The following is a 15,783-nucleotide window of genomic DNA, read 5'->3' as shown; positions in this document are numbered from 1 at the left end:
GGGCGGACAGGGCACGGGCAGGATTGCTCCCCCTGGCTCGGCTGCACGTTCGATGCCTCCTAGCGGCCTTATCGGAAACGGTCCGCCCATGGGACTAACCCAGCCGAACGGAAGCATTCCGCCCCGCCGAGTCAATCCTGTCGGCGGAGTTATCGGGGGTGGAGCGGCTGGCACCGCACCCACCGGGGCGGCAGGCTCACGTCCCGGTGCCAGCCGATACGGCCAAAGCGGTATACACCCAATCGGTGGAAGCCCTGCAAGCACCAACTCCTCCCTCAGCCCGCTAAATCCTGATAGGAAGGCGAAGAAAGAGGGGGATTCCCGATCTTGGGATCCACAAGATCCATGGCAAACCGACAAGGGCGTTGACCCGGTCGTCAGCGCGCCGGAAGATGGCGGACCGATTGACCCTGGGCCAGCAATTGGCTTTAGTCGATGAAAGAGTCACATCGAACTGCCAATATTGCCGCTACAACGACGGCAATATTGGCACTAATGGTCACTCCCGCTAGAGCCGACTCAAGCCGAGACGCCCAGTGGCATCTGCAATACCTCAACCTAAGCAGGGCACATGCGATAAGCAAGGGCCATGGAGTTGTTGTTGCCGTGCCCGATAGCGGCGTGGATCCTCATCCAGACCTTCGCGACAACCTTCTATCGGGCGTCGACATCATCTCGGGCGGGAGAGGCAAGGGCCAAAAGGACTTAGATGGACACGGAACGGGCATGGCTGGACTCATCGCCGGCCACGGACATGGCGCGTTGAATGGGATTCTTGGCATCGCACCCGAAGCAAAGATCCTGCCCATATATGAGTCTCCACCCCACGGAGATGGAACCGAGGAGGCCCTGGCCGAGAGCATAGAATATGCCATTTCGCAGCACGTGGACGTTATAAGCATTTCAGCCGCAGGAGGAGCAAGCGCGCGGCTCCAGCGGGCAACAAGGTCGGCCATCCAAGCCAATATCATCATCGTAGCGGCCGCGGGAAATACAGATCGTTCGGCCACAGTGGGGTACCCCGCCAGCGAACCGGGCGTCATCGCTGTCGGCGGGGTTGACAAAAATGGAAAGCATGCTGCGTTTTCCATTTCGGGCCCGGAGATCGATGTCGTTGCGCCAGCAGTCGACATTTACAGCACCAGCATCAATGGCAAATACCGGGTCGGCACGGGGACATCAGACGCGACGGCGATCGTTGCGGGGGCTGCTGCGCTGATCCGGTCCAAGTACCCCAACCTGCCGGCTCAGGAGGTCAAGCATCGCCTGACGGCCACCGCCATCGACAAGGGACCGCCCGGCCGGGACGACGAGTACGGCTACGGAGTCATCGACCTGGTCGCCGCGCTCACCGCAGACGTACCCCCGTTGGGCTTCGAGTCAGCGGTCGCGACCGCAGCCGCCTCGACCCAGGCGGCGCAGCCGGAGGGCAACGCGGACGACGGCGCGACGGCGCGTGGGCTGGCGACGTTGGGCGTACTGGTGGCTGCGGGCGGGGGCTATCTGGTGTGGCGGCGTCGCCGCGCCGACCGGTAGCGCTCATCAAATCGGTTGTGCCGCCGCAGGCCGGTCAGGCGCGTCGCCGCCGCCGCGCAGGCGTCGCGGCTGGCCCCGGGTCGGCCATCGATCCGGCGCAGCCGGGCTCCTGGCACTGGCAGCGCCCGCCGTACGGCTGCAGCAGCTTGCCGCCGATGCAGTAGTGGGTGGTGACGGTGATGCCCGGGACGCAGCCCATGCACCGAATGATCTGTCCGGGTGGGACCGGCCACGGCTCGGGCGCTGGATTCTCGGTGGAACGCTCAGATCTCGCCATCACGGATCCTCATTCCGTCGGCCGCCTGGTCTGGCCGGTCGGCCGTGAGGGGTGGCCCGAGGTCGGTGGGCGGTCCGAGGTGGTACAGGCCATGAGCCACCAAGTCGCCGCGCGCTGATGCCCACGGCCAGCAGCAGCGCACCCGGCAGATCGGGCACGGCTGCCCCGCACCTGGGGGCCGGTGGGTGATCAGGGTGCGCCACCAACGCCGAACCGTCACCGGGGCAACGGCGGCGGTCACCGCAGCACCCTGATCACGACGGCCAGAGCGACGACGAACATGCACGCCAGCACCGTTACGCGAAGCCGGCGGGGCGGCGGGGGCGGGAGGGGTGGCACCGGCACGGCGTCCCCGTCAGCGAGACGGCCGGTGCCATGACGCAGGCTGACGGGCTGGGACAGGTCGTTGTGCCGCTCGACCATGCGGGGCTCCTCTGACCAGGAGTACGGGTGGACCGGGACGGGCCACAGTGGAGGCCCGCCCCTGCTGCAACGAACCCACAGCGCCAACCGGAGGGTCGTCCCACTCAACGTAAAATGGGTACCCATTGGAGGTCAAGGGTTACGCGCGGTAGTCCTTGATAGCGCGGGCGGTGCCGTGATCTACTCGGGGCGCCAACCGGGGAGTGTCAGCCATGCCCAGACAGCAGAGATATGAGCAGCTCGCAGACGATCTGACCGCCAAGATCCGCGCCGGACAGTACCCGGCCGGCAGTCAGCTACCGTCCCGCGCGCAACTATGCGAGATGTACGGCGTGTCGGCGAGCGTCGTCGAGAAGGCCATGATGTTGCTCCGGCGCGACGGGCTCACGGAGACGCTGGCCGGCGTCGGAGTGTTTGTCCGGGAGACCTGACCAGCTCCAGACGTCCGCACCTCTGCGGCATACCCGGAGTCGTTCCCATGCCTATACCCATGTCGTCGCGGCAGGTCACCGACGATCCGACCGCCCGCATCCGTAACGGGGAATACGCCCCCGGAAGAAGCTCCCGACGCTGCGGGAGCTCTCGACCTGTACTCGGTCAGCGTGTCCACCATTCAGCGCGCACTGGAGCTCACCCGGGAACGCGGGCTGACCGTCGGCCGTGCGGGTGCCGGCGTCTACGTGGCCGAGTAGAACGGTCGCCATGAATTACAAACACACCTACCAGCGCATCGTTGACGACGTCGTGGCTCGTATCGAGTCCGGTGACCTGTCGCCCGGGAGCAAGCTTCCGTCGTCACGGGAGCTGCAAGAGCAGTACAAAACCTCGCACATGACGGTCAGGACCGCCGTCACGATCCTGCGCGACCGGGGCCTGGTCGAATCCGTGTCCGGCGTCGGTGTGTTCGTCCGAGAGCGGCGTACGGACTAAACGCCCTACGCCGCCGAGCCGCTGACCCGCTACGACGGATCAGCCGGTAACGTCGCGCACGTGTCGACTTCCGTACCGCTGCGCCTTGTGCTCGCCTCGCAGAGTCCCGCCCGCCGCAAGCTGCTCCAGGCCGCCGGGATCGAACCCGACGTGCTGGTCAGCGGCGTTGACGAGTCGCAGGTGGTCAGCGACCGGGCGGAGGAACTGTGCCTGGAGTTGGCCCGGCTGAAGGCGCAGGCGGTGCTGGGCCGGCTACGGCCTGCGCCGGACGAGCGGACGCTGGTGCTCGGCTGCGACTCGGTGCTGGCGTTCGACGGGGAGATTCTGGGCAAGCCGGCGGACGCGGCGGACGCCACCCGGCGGTGGCAGCGGATGCGCGGGCGTAGCGGGGTGTTGCACACCGGGCACTGCCTGATCGACGTGGCCCACGAGTCACGGGCGGAGGCGGTGGCCTCGACGACCGTGCACTTCGCGGACATCAGCGACGAAGAAATCGGGGCGTACGTGGCGACGGGTGAGCCGCTGGCGGTGGCCGGGGCGTTCACCATCGACGGGCTGGGCGGGGCGTTTCTGACCGGCATCGAGGGTGACCCGGGCACGGTGGTGGGGTTGAGCCTGCCGCTGCTGCGCAGCCTCCTCGGCGAGCTGGGGCTGGGCATCACGGGCCTGTGGACGAAGGTCGCTCCCGGAGGCCAGGAAATCGAGCCGCTCGGGTAGTCGGCGGTCCGGGGCGCCGACACGCCAGCCAGCAACGGGTCGACGTCGACGGTCGGAAATATCGGCTAACGTGCCGATCATGAGCACGAAACCCTTGCCGCTGACCCCGGAACTGCACGCCTATCTCGTGGCGCACGGTTCCGCCCCCGATGAGATCGTCCGTGAGCTGGCGGAGGAGACGCTGGCCTCCCTTCCCGAGCAGGCGGACATGCAGGTCGCGCCGGAGCAGGCCGCGTTCCTGACCTTTCTCACCCGGCTGCTCGGGGTGCGGCAGGCGGTGGAGGTGGGCACCTTCACCGGGCTCTCCGCGCTGGCGATCGCCCGGGGCCTCGCCGACGGCGGCCAGCTGACCTGCTTCGACATCTCCGAGGAGTACACCAGCGTCGCCCGCCGCTACTGGACCCGCGCCGGCGTACAGGACCGCATCGACCTGCGCATCGGCCCGGCCGCCGACCGGCTGCGGGAGCTGCCGAGCGAGCGGTACCTGGACCTCGCGTTCATCGACGCCGACAAGGTCGGCTACCCGGCCTACTGGGACGAGTTGGTGCCCCGGATGCGACCGGGCGCGGTCATCGCGGTCGACAACACGCTGCGCGGCGGCCGGGTGATCGCCCCGCAGAACGCCGACGACCGGGCCATCGCCGCGTTCAACGACGAGATCATGTCCGACGTACGGGTGGACGTGATCATGCTCCCCATCGCCGACGGCGTCACCCTCGCCCGGGTGCGCTGAGGACCGGGCCGCCGGCAGGGGTGGTGGGGCGCGCCGCGCGCAGGGCGCGGGATAGGCGCAGGGTGAGGAGTGCGGAGGCGGCGAGGAAGCCGGGCAGCAGCAGGAAGGCCAGGTGCGGTCCGACGCCGTCGGCCACCCAGCCGAGCAGGACCGGCGCGATCCCGAAACCCACCCCCATCGAGTACGACGACCAGCCGGCCGCCTTGTCGGCGGCCGGCCCGGCGACGGTGAGCGCGATGGAGATGGCCAGCGGGTAGTGCAGGGCGTTGCCCAGCCCGAGCACGACCAGACCGGTGACGGCCAGCCAGCCGATCGGGGCGGTCCAGAAGAGCGCGAACCCGGCCAGGGAAACGGTCAGCGCGCCGAGCAGCAGCGGCACCGGCGGCCAGCGCAGCGCGAACCGGCCGCCGGCCAGTCGTCCCACGAACATGCCGCCGACGATCGCGGCGACCGCCGCCGAGGCGCTGCCCGCGCCCAGCCCGGCGTGGCTGCGCAGCACGTCGGCGGTCCAGAGGGACAGGCACACCTCGATCGAGCCGGTGGCCGACATGAGCACCCAGGCGATCCAGTACGCGCGGGGCAGCCGGTGCGCCGCGCGGGTGGCGGCCGACGCGGCGGCGGTCACCTCAGCGGGAGCGCCGGCAGCGGGGCCGCCGGCAGCCGCGGCAGCGGGGAAGGTCTTCGGCAGGCGTACCCGGAAGGCCAGGGCGGCGACGGCGACCAGCGCGATCAGCCCAACCTCGACGGCCATCACCGGCCGCCAGCCGTGGCCGGAGTTCACGGCGGCGCCGATGACCAGCGGGGCGAGGATGCCCATGCCGGCGCAGGCGGCGTTGGCCTCGGTGAGCGCGGCGGGCGCGGCAGGCCCGTGATGGGTGGTGAGCACCACGTTGACCCCGCTGACCACCAGCATGCCGAAAGTGGCGATCACCGCGACGGCGGCGAGGGTGGCGGGCAGCGGGCGGAGCAGCCCGAGGGCGGCGACGCCGGCGGCCACGCCGGCCAGACCGAGCCAGATGGTCGGGCCGCGGCCGAGGCGGCGGGCGACCGGCGCGAAGAGCGCCCCGCCGAGCAGCGCGCCGACCGCGATGCCCGTGCTGTGCAGGCCGGCGACGGCGGCGCTGGTGCCCTGTTCGTCGCGGAGCAGCGGTACGACGGGGCCGAACCCGTAGAGGAAGAAGCCCCACAGCCCGAGCTGGGCATAGGTGAACCAGGTCGTCTTGTCGTGGATGAGGCGGGGCACCGACCCACGCTACGCGCGCAGGATCGGTGTCCCGCCCTTGGTGAGAGGCAACTCTCGTCGGCTCAGCGGACGCTGCGGGCGAACTGCCGGGCGGCCCAGACCACGCCGGCGACGGCGAGCACCGCGATGATCGTCAACCCCTGCCAGACCTTGTCGTTGCTGAGGTCACCGGCGAAGAGCGCCCGGGTGCCCTCGACCGCCCAGGAGAACGGGTTGTAGTTGGCGATCCCCTGCAGCCAGCCGGGGGCCAGATAGAGCGGCAGCAGGATGCCGGAGAGCAGGAGCACCGGCTGGGCGACGGTGTTCATCACCGGGGCGAGGGCGTCCTCGCTCTTGACCTTCAGCGCGACGCCGTACGAGACGGCCGCGGTCATCAGGGAGATCAGGGCCAGCATCAGGTACGCCAGGAGCAGGTAGCCGATGAAGACGCGCAGGTCGAACAGGAGCGCCAGCAGGGTGATGATGATCGCCTGCACGATCAGCGAGACCACGTCCCGCAGCGCACGGCCGAGCAGCAGGGCGAGCCGGCTGATCGGGGTGACCCGGGACCGTTCGATGACTCCGGCGCGCAGCTCGGCGATCAGGCCGAAGCCCTGGAACAGACCGCCGAAGATGGCCAGCAGCACCAGCAGGCCGGGCACGAAGATCTTGTACGCCTCGGCCTGGGTCGGCACGTGCAGCGCCTTTGTGAGCAGCGGGGCGAACAGCAGCAGGTACATCACCGGCTGGAAGACGCCGACGAAGACCCAGACCGGGTTGCGCAGCAGGAGCTGGATCTGGCGCTGGAAGATCAGCCAGGTGTCGCGGGCGAGTTTCATGACAAATCTCCGGTTGGTCAGGACTCGCGCAGCGAGCGGCCGGTCTTGGTGAGGAAGACGTCGTCGAGGCTGGGACGGTGCAGCTCGATGGAGCGCAGGTGCAGCCCGGCGCCGTCGAGGCGGCGCAGCACCTGCGGGATGGCGGTGGCCCCGTCGTCGACGAAGAGGCGCAGGCCACCCTGCTCGACGGTCTCCAGCTTGTTGACGTACGCCTCGGTGTCGAGCAGCTCGGCGGCGCGCGGGGTGTTGGCGGCGTCGAGGCCGACCTGCACCACCTCGCCGGAAATCTCCCGCTTCAGCTCGGCCGGGGTGCCCTCGGCGACCAGCTCGCCGTGGTCCATGATCGCGATCCGGTCGCAGAGCGCGTCCGCCTCGTCCAGGTAGTGCGTGGTGATGAACACCGTCATCCCCTCGGCGCGCAGCCGGCGGATCTCGTCCCACATGTGCGCCCGGCTCTGCGGGTCGAGGCCGGTGGTCGGCTCGTCCAGGAAGACGATCTTCGGCTCGTGGATGATGCCGAGCGCGATCTCGACCCGCCGCCGCTGGCCGCCGGAGTAGGTCTTGCACTTACGGTCGGCGTACTCGGTGAGCTGGAAGGCGTCCAGGGCGCGGGCGGCGCGGCGTTGCGCCTCGGCCTTGCCGATGCCGTAGAGCCGGGCATGGAGCACCAGCTCCTCGCGGGCGGTGGACTCGTCCCAGGTGCTGCCGCCCTGGGCCACGTAGCCGATCCGGCGGCGCACCTCGGCCGGATTCTTGCGCAGGTCGGCTCCGGCGATGGTGGCGTGCCCGCCGTCGGGCTCGATGAGGGTGGCGAGCATCCGCAGGGTGGTGGTCTTGCCGGCGCCGTTGGGGCCGAGGAAGCCGAAGATCTCGCCCTCGGCGACGTCGAGGTTGACGCCCCGGACCGCGTCCACGGTCTTCGTCTCGCGACCGGCGCGGGAGCGGAACGACTTCCGCAGCCCTCTGGTCTCGATCATTTCTACTCCTGGTCGTCCGGGCCGGACGTGACCGGCCGCCGATCGTCCGCGAGGAGGGCACGCGGGGCCTCCTCGGTTCGCGCCGACACTAACGCGATATAGCTCTTTTGGTCAACGTTGATTATTCCGCGTTGTCGCTCCGACGGGCGGTCCCGTCCGTCCACCCGGACCAGCCCTCGGCCCGCTCCATCTCAACGGGCAGGTACGACACTCCCGACTCGATCCGCTCGGCGATCCGCCCGCACCAGGCCATCTCCGCCTCGGCCCGGGCCAGCCAGAGCTCGAACATCCACCCGACGTGCACCGGCTTCCGGTGGCGCACCCAGTCCGAGTCCAGCGACGCGCGCATCGACTCGATGCCGGCCCGCAGCAGGTTGGCCCGATTGCGCAGGGCCGCCGCCGCCTCGTCGCGCGGCATCGCGGGCAGGAAGGAGAACGCGGCCACGAACGGGTCGGGCGACTCGTGGAGCTGCCACCACTGCGCCCGCAGCAGCGTCTCGAACTCGTCCTCCCCCTTCGGGGTCACCTCATAGCTGGTACGGGCGGGGCGGGCCCCCACCTGCTCCGTGGACACCGCCCGGAGCAGGCCCTCGTCGGTGAGCTTGCGCAGCGCGTGGTAGATCGATCCCGGTTGCACGTTGGCCCACTTGTCCGCACTCCAGCTCAGCAGCTCACGGCGTACGTCGTAGCCGTGCACCGGTTGCATCCACCTGACCAGGCCGAGAATCATCATCCGTGTTGCCGACACCAGGCAAGCGTAATAGCCAAATTTGACTAAAGCGCGCCGGTGCCGTGCCGCATCCCACACTGAGCGATCGTTAGGGTCGCGGATTCCGGCCGATAAACTCCCGGAATCGACCTCCGGGGAGGAGCCACCAAGGTGCGCAAGGTACTCATCGCCAACCGCGGCGAGATCGCCGTCCGCGTCATCCGCGCCTGCCGCGACGCCGGCTTGGCCAGCGTCGCCGTCTATGCGGACTCGGACCGGGACGCCCTGCACGCCACCCTCGCCGACGAGGCGTACGCCCTGGGCGGCGACACCGCCGCCGAGAGCTACCTGCGGATCGACAAGCTGATCGACATCGCCGCCCGGTCGGGCGCCGACGCGGTGCACCCCGGCTACGGCTTCCTCTCCGAGAACGCCGACTTCGCGCAGGCGGTCATCGACGCCGGGTTGACCTGGATCGGCCCGACCCCGCAGGCGATCCGTGACCTCGGCGACAAGGTGACCGCCCGGCACATCGCCCAGCGCGCCGGCGCGCCCCTGGTCCCCGGCACCCCGGACCCGGTCGGCAACGCCGACGAGGTGATGGCCTTCGCCGTCGACCACGGCCTGCCGGTCGCCATCAAGGCGGCCTTCGGCGGCGGCGGGCGCGGCCTCAAGGTGGCCCGCACCATGGAGGAGATCCCACACCTGTTCGAGTCGGCCACCCGCGAGGCGGTCGCCGCGTTCGGCCGGGGCGAGTGCTTCGTCGAGCGCTACCTGGACCAGCCCCGACACGTCGAGGCGCAGATCCTCGCCGACCAGCACGGCAACGTGATCGTGGTGGGCACCCGGGACTGCTCGCTCCAGCGCCGGCACCAGAAACTGGTCGAGGAGGCACCCGCGCCGTTCCTCACCGACGCGCAGCGCGCCCAGATCCACAGCAGCGCCAAGGCGATCTGCCGGGAAGCCGGCTACCACGGCGCCGGCACGGTCGAATACCTGGTCGGTGCCGACGGCACCATCTCCTTCCTGGAGGTCAACACCCGGCTTCAGGTCGAGCACCCGGTCACCGAGGAGACCGCCGGCATCGACCTGGTCCGTGAGCAGTTCCGCATCGCCGACGGCGAGAAGCTGCGCTTCACCGAGGACCCGACCCCGCGCGGGCACGCCATCGAGTTCCGGATCAACGGCGAGGACCCGGGCCGCAACTTCCTGCCCGCCCCGGGCACCATCACCGCGCTGCGGCTGCCCAGCGGGCCAGGCGTCCGGGTCGACACCGGCATCTCGGCCGGCGACGTGATCGGCGGCAACTTCGACTCGCTGCTGGCCAAGGTGATCATCACCGGTGAGACGCGTACCGAGGCGCTGGAGCGGGCCCGCCGGGCGCTGGACGAGATGATCGTCGAGGGCATGGCTACCGCGCTGCCGTTCCACCGCCTGGTGGTCCGGGACGAGGCGTTCACCGCCGAGCCGTTCACCGTGCACACCCGGTGGATCGAGACCGAGTTCGACAACACCGTCCCGGCGTTCACCGCCCCGGCCGGCGCCGTCGAGGGCCCGGCCGAGCGCGAGACCGTCGTGGTCGAGGTGGGTGGCAAGCGGCTGGAGGTGGTCCTGCCCGCCGGACTCGGCTCGGGTACGGCCGCCGCCGCGCCCGCCACCCGGAAGCCGGCCCGCCGGGGTGGCGGTGCGAAGGCCGGCGCGGCGGTCAGCGGCGACACCCTCGCCTCCCCCATGCAGGGCACCATCGTCAAGATCGCCGTCGCCGACGGGGACACCGTCGCCGAGGGTGACCTGGTCGTCGTCCTGGAGGCGATGAAGATGGAGCAGCCGCTGCACGCCCACAAGGCGGGCACCGTGAGCGGCCTCGCCGCCGAGGTCGGTGCGGTCATCACCGCCGGCGCCCCCATCTGCACCATCGCGTAAGGAGGGGCCCCTTCTTAACGCCTCCGGTAGAGGAAGGGCCCCTTATTAACAGGGTGGGGTCAGCGGAGGGCGAGTGCCGCCTCGGCGCGGACGGCGTCGGTGAGGGCGGCGAGGAGCCGGGATTCCAGGCGCCAGTGCTGCCAGTAGAGAGGCGCGTCGACGTGCCGCCCCGGGTCGAGGTCGACACAGACGCCGACGGCCAGGTCCGGCTCGGCCAGCCGCTCCGGCACCAGCCCCCAGGCGAGACCGCACCGAATCGCCTCGCTGAACGCCGGCACGGACGGCACGTGGTGCACCGGCGGGTCGAGGTCCCGGCCGGTCACCGCCCGTACGAATCGGTGCTGGACCCGATCCTTCCGGTCGAAGACGAGCATCGGCGCGTCGGCCAACGCCTCGGCCGTCAGCCCGTCGGGAAACCAGCGGGCGACCAGCGCCGGAGCGGCGAGCGCCCGATAGCGCATCGTGCCGAGCGGGCGCACCCGGCAGCCCTGCACCGGCTCCCGCTGAGCGGTCACCGCCGCCAGCACCGCGCCGTCGCGCAGCAGCTCGGCGGTGTGGTCCTGGTCGTCCTGGCGTACGTCGAAACAGACGGCCAGCTCGGCCGGGACGCGGGCCAGCGCGGGCACGAACCAGGTGGCCAACGAGTCGGCGTTGACCACCACGGGCACTCGGGTCCGCCCGGCGGCCCCGTCCGCCGCCCCGCGCGCCTCGGCGAGCGCCTCCCGTTCGAGCAGCGTCAACTGGACGGCCAGGCGCAGCAGGGGCTGCCCCGCGTCGGTCGCCTGACAGGGGCGGTTGCGGCGGACCAGCACCTGCCCGACGACCTCCTCCAGCGCACGGATCCGCTGACTCACCGCCGACGGGGTGACGTGCAGGACGCGCGCCGCGCCCTCGAAGCTGCCCTCGCCGATCACGGCGGCCAGGGTGCGCAGCTGGGTGGCGTCGAGTCCTTCCATCAGCACAGCTTACGAAGCTTCAGAAAGATTAGTTGGACTGCATCCTGCGCCGGACCATAGCGTCCGACCCGTGCCACATCTGCTTCCCTCGGCCCTCGCCGGGTTCGGCGTCTCGCTCGCGCTGATCGTCGCCATCGGCGCGCAGAACGCCTTCGTGCTCCGCCAGGGGCTCCGCCGTGAGCACGTGCTAGCCGTCGTGGTCGCCTGCGCCGCCTCGGACGCCCTGCTCATCGCGGCCGGCATCGCCGGTCTCGGCACCGCCGTGGCGGACCGCCCGGGGCTGCTCACCACCATCCGCTGGTCCGGGGCCGCGTTCCTGCTCGGGTACGCCGTGCTCGCCGCCCGCCGGGCCCTGCGCCCAGGCGCCCTCACCCCCACCGAGCGGCCACCGGCCACCCTCCGCGCGACCGTGCTGGCCTGCCTGGCCTTCACCTACCTCAACCCGCACGTCTACCTCGACACCGTGCTGCTGCTCGGCGGCGTGGCCCAGCAGTATGAACAGCGCTGGGCGTTCGGCGCCGGGGCCACCCTGGCCAGCGCCGCCTGGTTCACCGCGCTCGGCGGTGGGGCGCACCGACTGGCGCCGCTGCTCGCCCGTACCGCCGCCTGGCGTGTGCTGGACGGCGCGGTCGCCGTCGTGATGACCGCAACCAGCGCGGCGCTGCTGCTCGGCTGAGACCCCTGCGAGGTGTTTTCCGTGACCATCGCCGGCACGAACGGGGGCCGCCGGGAATGATGTTCCGGTGCGGTTCCTTCATGACGCGCTTCCGGCGCACGACCTGACCTACAACGACGTCTTCATGGCGCCCAACCGCTCCGAGGTGGGTTCCCGGCTCGACGTCGACCTGGCCACCGGCGACGGCACCGGCACGACCGTCCCGCTGGTGGTGTCGAACATGACGGCGGTGAGCGGCCGGCGGATGGCCGAGACCGTGGCCCGCCGGGGCGCCATCGCGGTGATCCCCCAGGACATCCCGATCGAGGTGGTGGCCAACGTGGTCACCTGGGTCAAGCAGCGGCACCTGGTGCACGACACGGCGATCACCCTCGGCCCCACGGACACCGTCGGTGACGCGATCCACCTGCTGCCGAAGCGTGCGCACGGCGCGGTGATCGTGGTGGACGAGGCCGGTCGCCCGGTCGGTGTGGTCACCGAGGCGGACACCGTGGGCGTGGACCGGTTCGCCCAGCTCCGGCACGTCATGTCGACCGAACTGCACACCGTGCCGGCGGACGCGGATCCGCGTACCGGATTCGACCGGCTCTCCGCCGGACGGCGACGGCTCGCCCCGGTGGTGGACGCCGACGGGCGGCTGGTCGGGGTGCTGACCCGGCAGGGCGCGCTGCGCGCCACGCTCTACAAGCCGGCGGTGGACGACCGGGGTCGGCTGCGCATCGCCGCCGCGGTGGGCATCAACGGCGACGTGACCGGCAAGGCCGCCGCGCTGCTCGACGCCGGGGTGGACACGCTGGTCGTGGACACTGCGCACGGCCACCAAGAGCGGATGATCTCCGCGCTGCGGTCGGTCCGCGGGCTCGACCCGGCCGTCCCGATCGCGGCCGGCAACGTGGTCACCGCCGACGGCGTACGCGACCTGGTCGAGGCGGGCGCCGACATCGTCAAGGTCGGCATCGGGCCGGGTGCGATGTGCACCACCCGGATGATGACCGGCGTGGGCCGGCCGCAGTTCTCGGCGGTGCTCGACTGCGCCGCGGCGGCCCGGGCGCTGGGCCGGCACGTCTGGGCCGACGGCGGCGTACGCCACCCCCGGGACGTGGCGTTGGCCCTGGCTGCGGGCGCCTCGAACGTGATGATCGGATCATGGTTCGCCGGCACCTACGAGTCCCCCGGCGATCTGTACACCGATCCGGACGGCCGGCGTTACAAGGAGAGCTTCGGCATGGCGTCGTCCCGCGCGGTCAGCGCGCGTACGGCGGTGGACAGCACGTACGACCGGGCCCGAAAGGCGATCTTCGAGGAGGGCATCTCCTCGGCCCGGATGTATCTGGACCCGACCCGGCCGGGCGTGGAGGACCTGATCGACGAGATCATCTCCGGCGTACGCAGCGCCTTCACCTACGCGGGCGCCCGCAACCTGGAGCAGTTCCACGAGCAGGCGTTGATCGGCGTGCAGAGCGCTGCGGGCTACACCGAGGGGATGCCGCTGCCGACGAGCTGGTGACCCTTTCGAAAAACTAGTTTGGCCCCTGATAGTCGGGGGGCTAACCTGGTGCGCGTGAAGATGGAGCCGCTCGTCCACTTCCCCGACGCGCTGCACCACGCGCCCATCGGCCGGCTGGTCTCGATCGCCGGGCACCTGGTCGACCAGCACTGGGGGCGCTACCTTGCCGAGCACCACGGGCTCACCTCGGCCGGGATGCGGGTGCTGTTCATCCTGTCCCGCGTCGGCGACAGCACCCACCGGGAGGTCGCCGAGCGGTGCTTCGTCCGCCCGGCGACCCTGACCGGCATCGTCGACACCCTGGAACGCGACGGGTTCGTCGAACGCCGCCGGGACACCACCGACCGACGCAGCGTCCAGCTCACACTCACCGACAAGGGCCGCGAGCACGCCCAGGCCCTCATCGAAGTGATCCACAGCGACCGGCCGATCACCTCCGTCGACGCCGACCCGGCGAAGCGGGCGGTGATCCGTGAGTTCCTCACCGAACTCATCACCACGATGGCCGACGGGGACATCGGCCGGTTGAACCCAGACAAGGAATCCACCGACCTGACGACCCGGGGGGCCCGTCCGTGCTGATCCGCCTACTCCGAAATTCTCTACGCCCGTACCGGCGATTACTGGCCGCCGTGGTGGCGTTCCAGTTCGTCGGCACGATCGCCTCGCTCTACCTGCCGAGCCTCAACGCCAGAATCATCGACCGTGGCGTGGCCGTCGGCGACACCGGCCAGATCCTGCGTACGGGCGGCTGGATGCTGCTCGTCAGCCTGCTCCAGATCACCTGCTCGATCGTCGCCGTCTATCTCGGCGCGAAGACCGCGATGGGGTTCGGCCGGGACGTCCGGGCCGCCATCTTCAGCCACGTCAACCGCTTCTCCGCCCGCGAGGTGGCCCGCTTCGGGGCACCCTCGCTGATCACCCGAAACACCAACGACGTGCAGCAGGTGCAGATGCTCGTCCTGCTCAGCTGCACGATGCTGGTGGCCGCGCCCATCATGAGCGTCGGCGGTGTGGTGATGGCGCTGCGCGAGGACGTCGGGCTCTCCTGGCTGATGCTGGTGTGCGTGCCCGTCCTGGCGATCGCGCTGGGCCTGATCATCCGAAAGATGGTGCCGACCTTCCGGCTCATGCAGACCCGGATCGACACGGTCAACCGCGTGCTGCGCGAGCAGATCACCGGCATCCGGGTGGTCCGCGCCTTCGTCCGCGAGCCGTACGAGACGAAGCGCTTCGGGGTCGCGAACGCCGACCTGACCGCCACCGCGCTGCGGATCGGCCGGCTCCAGGCGCTGATCTTCCCGCTCGTGATGCTGGTGCTCAACATCTCCGGCGTCGCGGTGCTCTGGTTCGGCGCCGGCCGGATCGACTCCGGTCAGATCGAGATCGGCGCGCTGACCGCGTTCCTGCAATACCTGATGCAGATCCTGATGGCGGTCATGATGGCCACCTTCATGCTGATGATGGTGCCCCGGGCGGCGGTCTGCGCCGAGCGCATCGTCGAGGTGCTGGACACCGAGTCCTCGGTGGTGCCGGCGGCGCGACCGGTCACCGAGGTGTCCGGCCGGGGCGAGCTTGAGCTCCGCGACGTCGGCTTCCAGTACCCGGGGGCGACGGCTCCGGTGCTGCACGACATCACGTTCCGCGCCGAACCCGGGCGGACGACGGCGATCATCGGCTCCACCGGCGCCGGCAAGACGACCCTGCTCACCCTGATCCCGCGGCTGGTCGACCCGACCACCGGGGCGGTCCTCGTGGACGGGGTGGACGTACGCGAGCTGGCCCCGGATGAGCTGTGGCGGCGGATCGGGCTGGTGCCACAGCGGCCCTACCTGTTCAGCGGCACGGTCGCCAGCAACCTGCGGTACGGCAACCCGGACGCCACCGACGCCGAGCTCTGGGCGGCGCTGGAGATCGCCCAGGCTCGGGAGTTCGTCGCCGAGATGCCGGGCGGCCTGGACGCGCCGATCGCGCAGGGCGGCACGAACGTCTCCGGCGGCCAGCGGCAGCGGCTGGCGATCGCCCGCGCGCTGGTCCGCAAACCGGAGATCTACCTGTTCGACGACTCGTTCTCCGCGCTCGACCTCGGCACGGACGCCCGGCTGCGGGCGGCGCTGAAGCCGGTCACCGCGGAGGCGGCCGTGGTGATCGTCGCCCAGCGGGTCTCCACGATCATTGACGCTGATCAGATCATCGTGCTCGAGGACGGAGGCGTCGTCGGAATGGGACGGCACGGGGACCTGCTCCAGACCTGCCCGACGTACGCCGAGATCGTGGCGTCCCAGCAGACCGCGGAGGTGGCGGCGTGAGCGCGGTGCAGGAGAAGGCGACGCCGAAGCGGCTGCCACCGGCCGGGCA

General features: G+C 70.5%; 17 protein-coding genes. 10 read left to right on the top strand and 7 right to left on the bottom strand.

Annotated elements, in window-relative coordinates; genetic code table 11:
- Positions 1 to 435 precede the first annotated feature (435 nt).
- Entirely contained in the window at positions 436 to 1,536 is a 1,101-nt protein-coding gene (gene mycP, locus ABZ671_RS09800) for a type VII secretion-associated serine protease mycosin (RefSeq protein WP_357854112.1), read from the top strand.
- Between the two features lie 34 nt (positions 1,537 to 1,570).
- On the opposite strand, the gene ABZ671_RS09795 is transcribed toward mycP, so the two are convergent.
- Positions 1,571 to 1,735: a hypothetical protein gene (locus tag ABZ671_RS09795; protein WP_357854109.1), complete on the bottom strand. Its 165-nt coding sequence runs from the start codon at positions 1,733 to 1,735 to the stop codon at positions 1,571 to 1,573.
- Between the two features lie 315 nt (positions 1,736 to 2,050).
- Complete coding sequence (locus ABZ671_RS09790) at positions 2,051 to 2,236, bottom strand: hypothetical protein (protein WP_357854106.1); 186 nt, start codon at positions 2,234 to 2,236, stop codon at positions 2,051 to 2,053.
- Between the two features lie 212 nt (positions 2,237 to 2,448).
- On the opposite strand from ABZ671_RS09790, the gene ABZ671_RS09785 reads away from it, so the two are divergent.
- The 4 genes from ABZ671_RS09785 (at position 2,449) to ABZ671_RS09770 (ending at position 4,616) form a co-directional block, all read left to right on the top strand.
- Complete coding sequence (locus tag ABZ671_RS09785) at positions 2,449 to 2,667, top strand: winged helix-turn-helix domain-containing protein (protein ID WP_357854103.1); 219 nt, start codon at positions 2,449 to 2,451, stop codon at positions 2,665 to 2,667.
- Between the two features lie 271 nt (positions 2,668 to 2,938).
- On the top strand, positions 2,939 to 3,166 hold the full coding sequence (locus ABZ671_RS09780; RefSeq protein WP_357854100.1) for a winged helix-turn-helix domain-containing protein: 228 nt from the start codon (positions 2,939 to 2,941) through the stop codon (positions 3,164 to 3,166).
- A gap of 60 nt (positions 3,167 to 3,226) precedes the next feature.
- On the top strand, positions 3,227 to 3,883 hold the full coding sequence (locus ABZ671_RS09775; RefSeq protein ID WP_357854097.1) for a Maf family protein: 657 nt from the start codon (positions 3,227 to 3,229) through the stop codon (positions 3,881 to 3,883).
- A gap of 79 nt (positions 3,884 to 3,962) precedes the next feature.
- The gene (locus tag ABZ671_RS09770; protein ID WP_357854094.1) at positions 3,963 to 4,616 is read left to right on the top strand and encodes an O-methyltransferase; all 654 of its coding nucleotides are present in this window, start codon (positions 3,963 to 3,965) and stop codon (positions 4,614 to 4,616) included.
- Here ABZ671_RS09770 and ABZ671_RS09765 read toward each other — a convergent pair.
- From ABZ671_RS09765 to ABZ671_RS09750, 4 genes are all read right to left on the bottom strand, one after another.
- A complete protein-coding gene (locus ABZ671_RS09765) occupies positions 4,594 to 5,859 on the bottom strand; it encodes an MFS transporter (RefSeq protein WP_357854091.1) in 1,266 nt (421 codons plus the stop codon). The two genes, ABZ671_RS09770 and ABZ671_RS09765, sit on opposite strands and share 23 nt — an antisense overlap.
- Before the next feature lie 62 nt (positions 5,860 to 5,921).
- Entirely contained in the window at positions 5,922 to 6,677 is a 756-nt protein-coding gene (locus tag ABZ671_RS09760) for an ABC transporter permease (protein WP_357854088.1), read from the bottom strand.
- Between the two features lie 17 nt (positions 6,678 to 6,694).
- A complete protein-coding gene (locus ABZ671_RS09755; RefSeq protein WP_357854085.1) occupies positions 6,695 to 7,654 on the bottom strand; it encodes an ATP-binding cassette domain-containing protein in 960 nt (319 codons plus the stop codon).
- Positions 7,655 to 7,775: 121 nt separating this feature from the next.
- Positions 7,776 to 8,387 carry a PadR family transcriptional regulator gene (locus ABZ671_RS09750; protein ID WP_357854344.1) on the bottom strand — a complete coding sequence of 204 codons (612 nt, stop codon included), beginning with the start codon at positions 8,385 to 8,387 and terminating at the stop codon, positions 7,776 to 7,778.
- A 147-nt stretch (positions 8,388 to 8,534) separates the two neighbouring features.
- On the opposite strand from ABZ671_RS09750, the gene ABZ671_RS09745 reads away from it, so the two are divergent.
- Complete coding sequence (locus tag ABZ671_RS09745) at positions 8,535 to 10,286, top strand: biotin carboxylase N-terminal domain-containing protein (protein ID WP_357854082.1); 1,752 nt, start codon at positions 8,535 to 8,537, stop codon at positions 10,284 to 10,286.
- A 59-nt stretch (positions 10,287 to 10,345) separates the two neighbouring features.
- Here ABZ671_RS09745 and ABZ671_RS09740 read toward each other — a convergent pair whose 3' ends face one another.
- Positions 10,346 to 11,242 carry a LysR family transcriptional regulator ArgP gene (locus ABZ671_RS09740; protein ID WP_357854079.1) on the bottom strand — a complete coding sequence of 299 codons (897 nt, stop codon included), beginning with the start codon at positions 11,240 to 11,242 and terminating at the stop codon, positions 10,346 to 10,348.
- A 79-nt stretch (positions 11,243 to 11,321) separates the two neighbouring features.
- Between ABZ671_RS09740 and ABZ671_RS09735 the strand changes: the two genes are divergently transcribed.
- The 4 genes from ABZ671_RS09735 to ABZ671_RS09720 all read left to right on the top strand — a co-directional run bounded on the left by ABZ671_RS09735 (position 11,322) and on the right by ABZ671_RS09720 (position 15,734).
- Positions 11,322 to 11,918, top strand: a complete 597-nt coding sequence (locus tag ABZ671_RS09735) for a LysE/ArgO family amino acid transporter (RefSeq protein WP_357854341.1) — start codon at positions 11,322 to 11,324, stop codon at positions 11,916 to 11,918.
- Between the two features lie 67 nt (positions 11,919 to 11,985).
- Positions 11,986 to 13,425, top strand: coding sequence for a GuaB1 family IMP dehydrogenase-related protein (locus ABZ671_RS09730; RefSeq protein WP_357854076.1), 1,440 nt, complete (start codon positions 11,986 to 11,988; stop codon positions 13,423 to 13,425).
- Between the two features lie 60 nt (positions 13,426 to 13,485).
- A complete protein-coding gene (locus ABZ671_RS09725; protein ID WP_357854338.1) occupies positions 13,486 to 14,007 on the top strand; it encodes a MarR family winged helix-turn-helix transcriptional regulator in 522 nt (173 codons plus the stop codon).
- On the top strand, positions 14,001 to 15,734 hold the full coding sequence (locus ABZ671_RS09720; protein WP_357854073.1) for an ABC transporter ATP-binding protein: 1,734 nt from the start codon (positions 14,001 to 14,003) through the stop codon (positions 15,732 to 15,734). The genes ABZ671_RS09725 and ABZ671_RS09720 overlap by 7 nt, the downstream gene beginning before the upstream one ends.
- The last annotated feature ends 49 nt before the right edge of the window (positions 15,735 to 15,783 follow it).

It is taken from the genome of Micromonospora sp. NPDC006766 (genome assembly GCF_040636055.1).
Lineage (GTDB): Bacteria > Actinomycetota > Actinomycetes > Mycobacteriales > Micromonosporaceae > Micromonospora.
This window is presented reverse-complemented; position numbering and strand designations above follow the sequence as displayed.

Excerpts from the sequence above, each read along its gene's own strand:
- mycP (WP_357854112.1), top strand. The coding sequence starts at position 436 with ATGAAAGAGTCACATCGAACTGCCAATATTGCCGCTACAACGACGGCA.
- ABZ671_RS09795 (WP_357854109.1), bottom strand. The coding sequence starts at position 1,735 with ATGGGCTGCGTCCCGGGCATCACCGTCACCACCCACTACTGCATCGGC.
- ABZ671_RS09790 (WP_357854106.1), bottom strand. The coding sequence starts at position 2,236 with ATGGTCGAGCGGCACAACGACCTGTCCCAGCCCGTCAGCCTGCGTCAT.
- ABZ671_RS09785 (WP_357854103.1), top strand. The coding sequence starts at position 2,449 with ATGCCCAGACAGCAGAGATATGAGCAGCTCGCAGACGATCTGACCGCC.
- ABZ671_RS09780 (WP_357854100.1), top strand. The coding sequence starts at position 2,939 with ATGAATTACAAACACACCTACCAGCGCATCGTTGACGACGTCGTGGCT.
- ABZ671_RS09770 (WP_357854094.1), top strand. The coding sequence starts at position 3,963 with ATGAGCACGAAACCCTTGCCGCTGACCCCGGAACTGCACGCCTATCTC.
- ABZ671_RS09760 (WP_357854088.1), bottom strand. The coding sequence starts at position 6,677 with ATGAAACTCGCCCGCGACACCTGGCTGATCTTCCAGCGCCAGATCCAG.
- ABZ671_RS09755 (WP_357854085.1), bottom strand. The coding sequence starts at position 7,654 with ATGATCGAGACCAGAGGGCTGCGGAAGTCGTTCCGCTCCCGCGCCGGT.
- ABZ671_RS09750 (WP_357854344.1), bottom strand. The coding sequence starts at position 8,387 with ATGATGATTCTCGGCCTGGTCAGGTGGATGCAACCGGTGCACGGCTAC.
- ABZ671_RS09740 (WP_357854079.1), bottom strand. The coding sequence starts at position 11,242 with ATGGAAGGACTCGACGCCACCCAGCTGCGCACCCTGGCCGCCGTGATC.
- ABZ671_RS09725 (WP_357854338.1), top strand. The coding sequence starts at position 13,486 with ATGGAGCCGCTCGTCCACTTCCCCGACGCGCTGCACCACGCGCCCATC.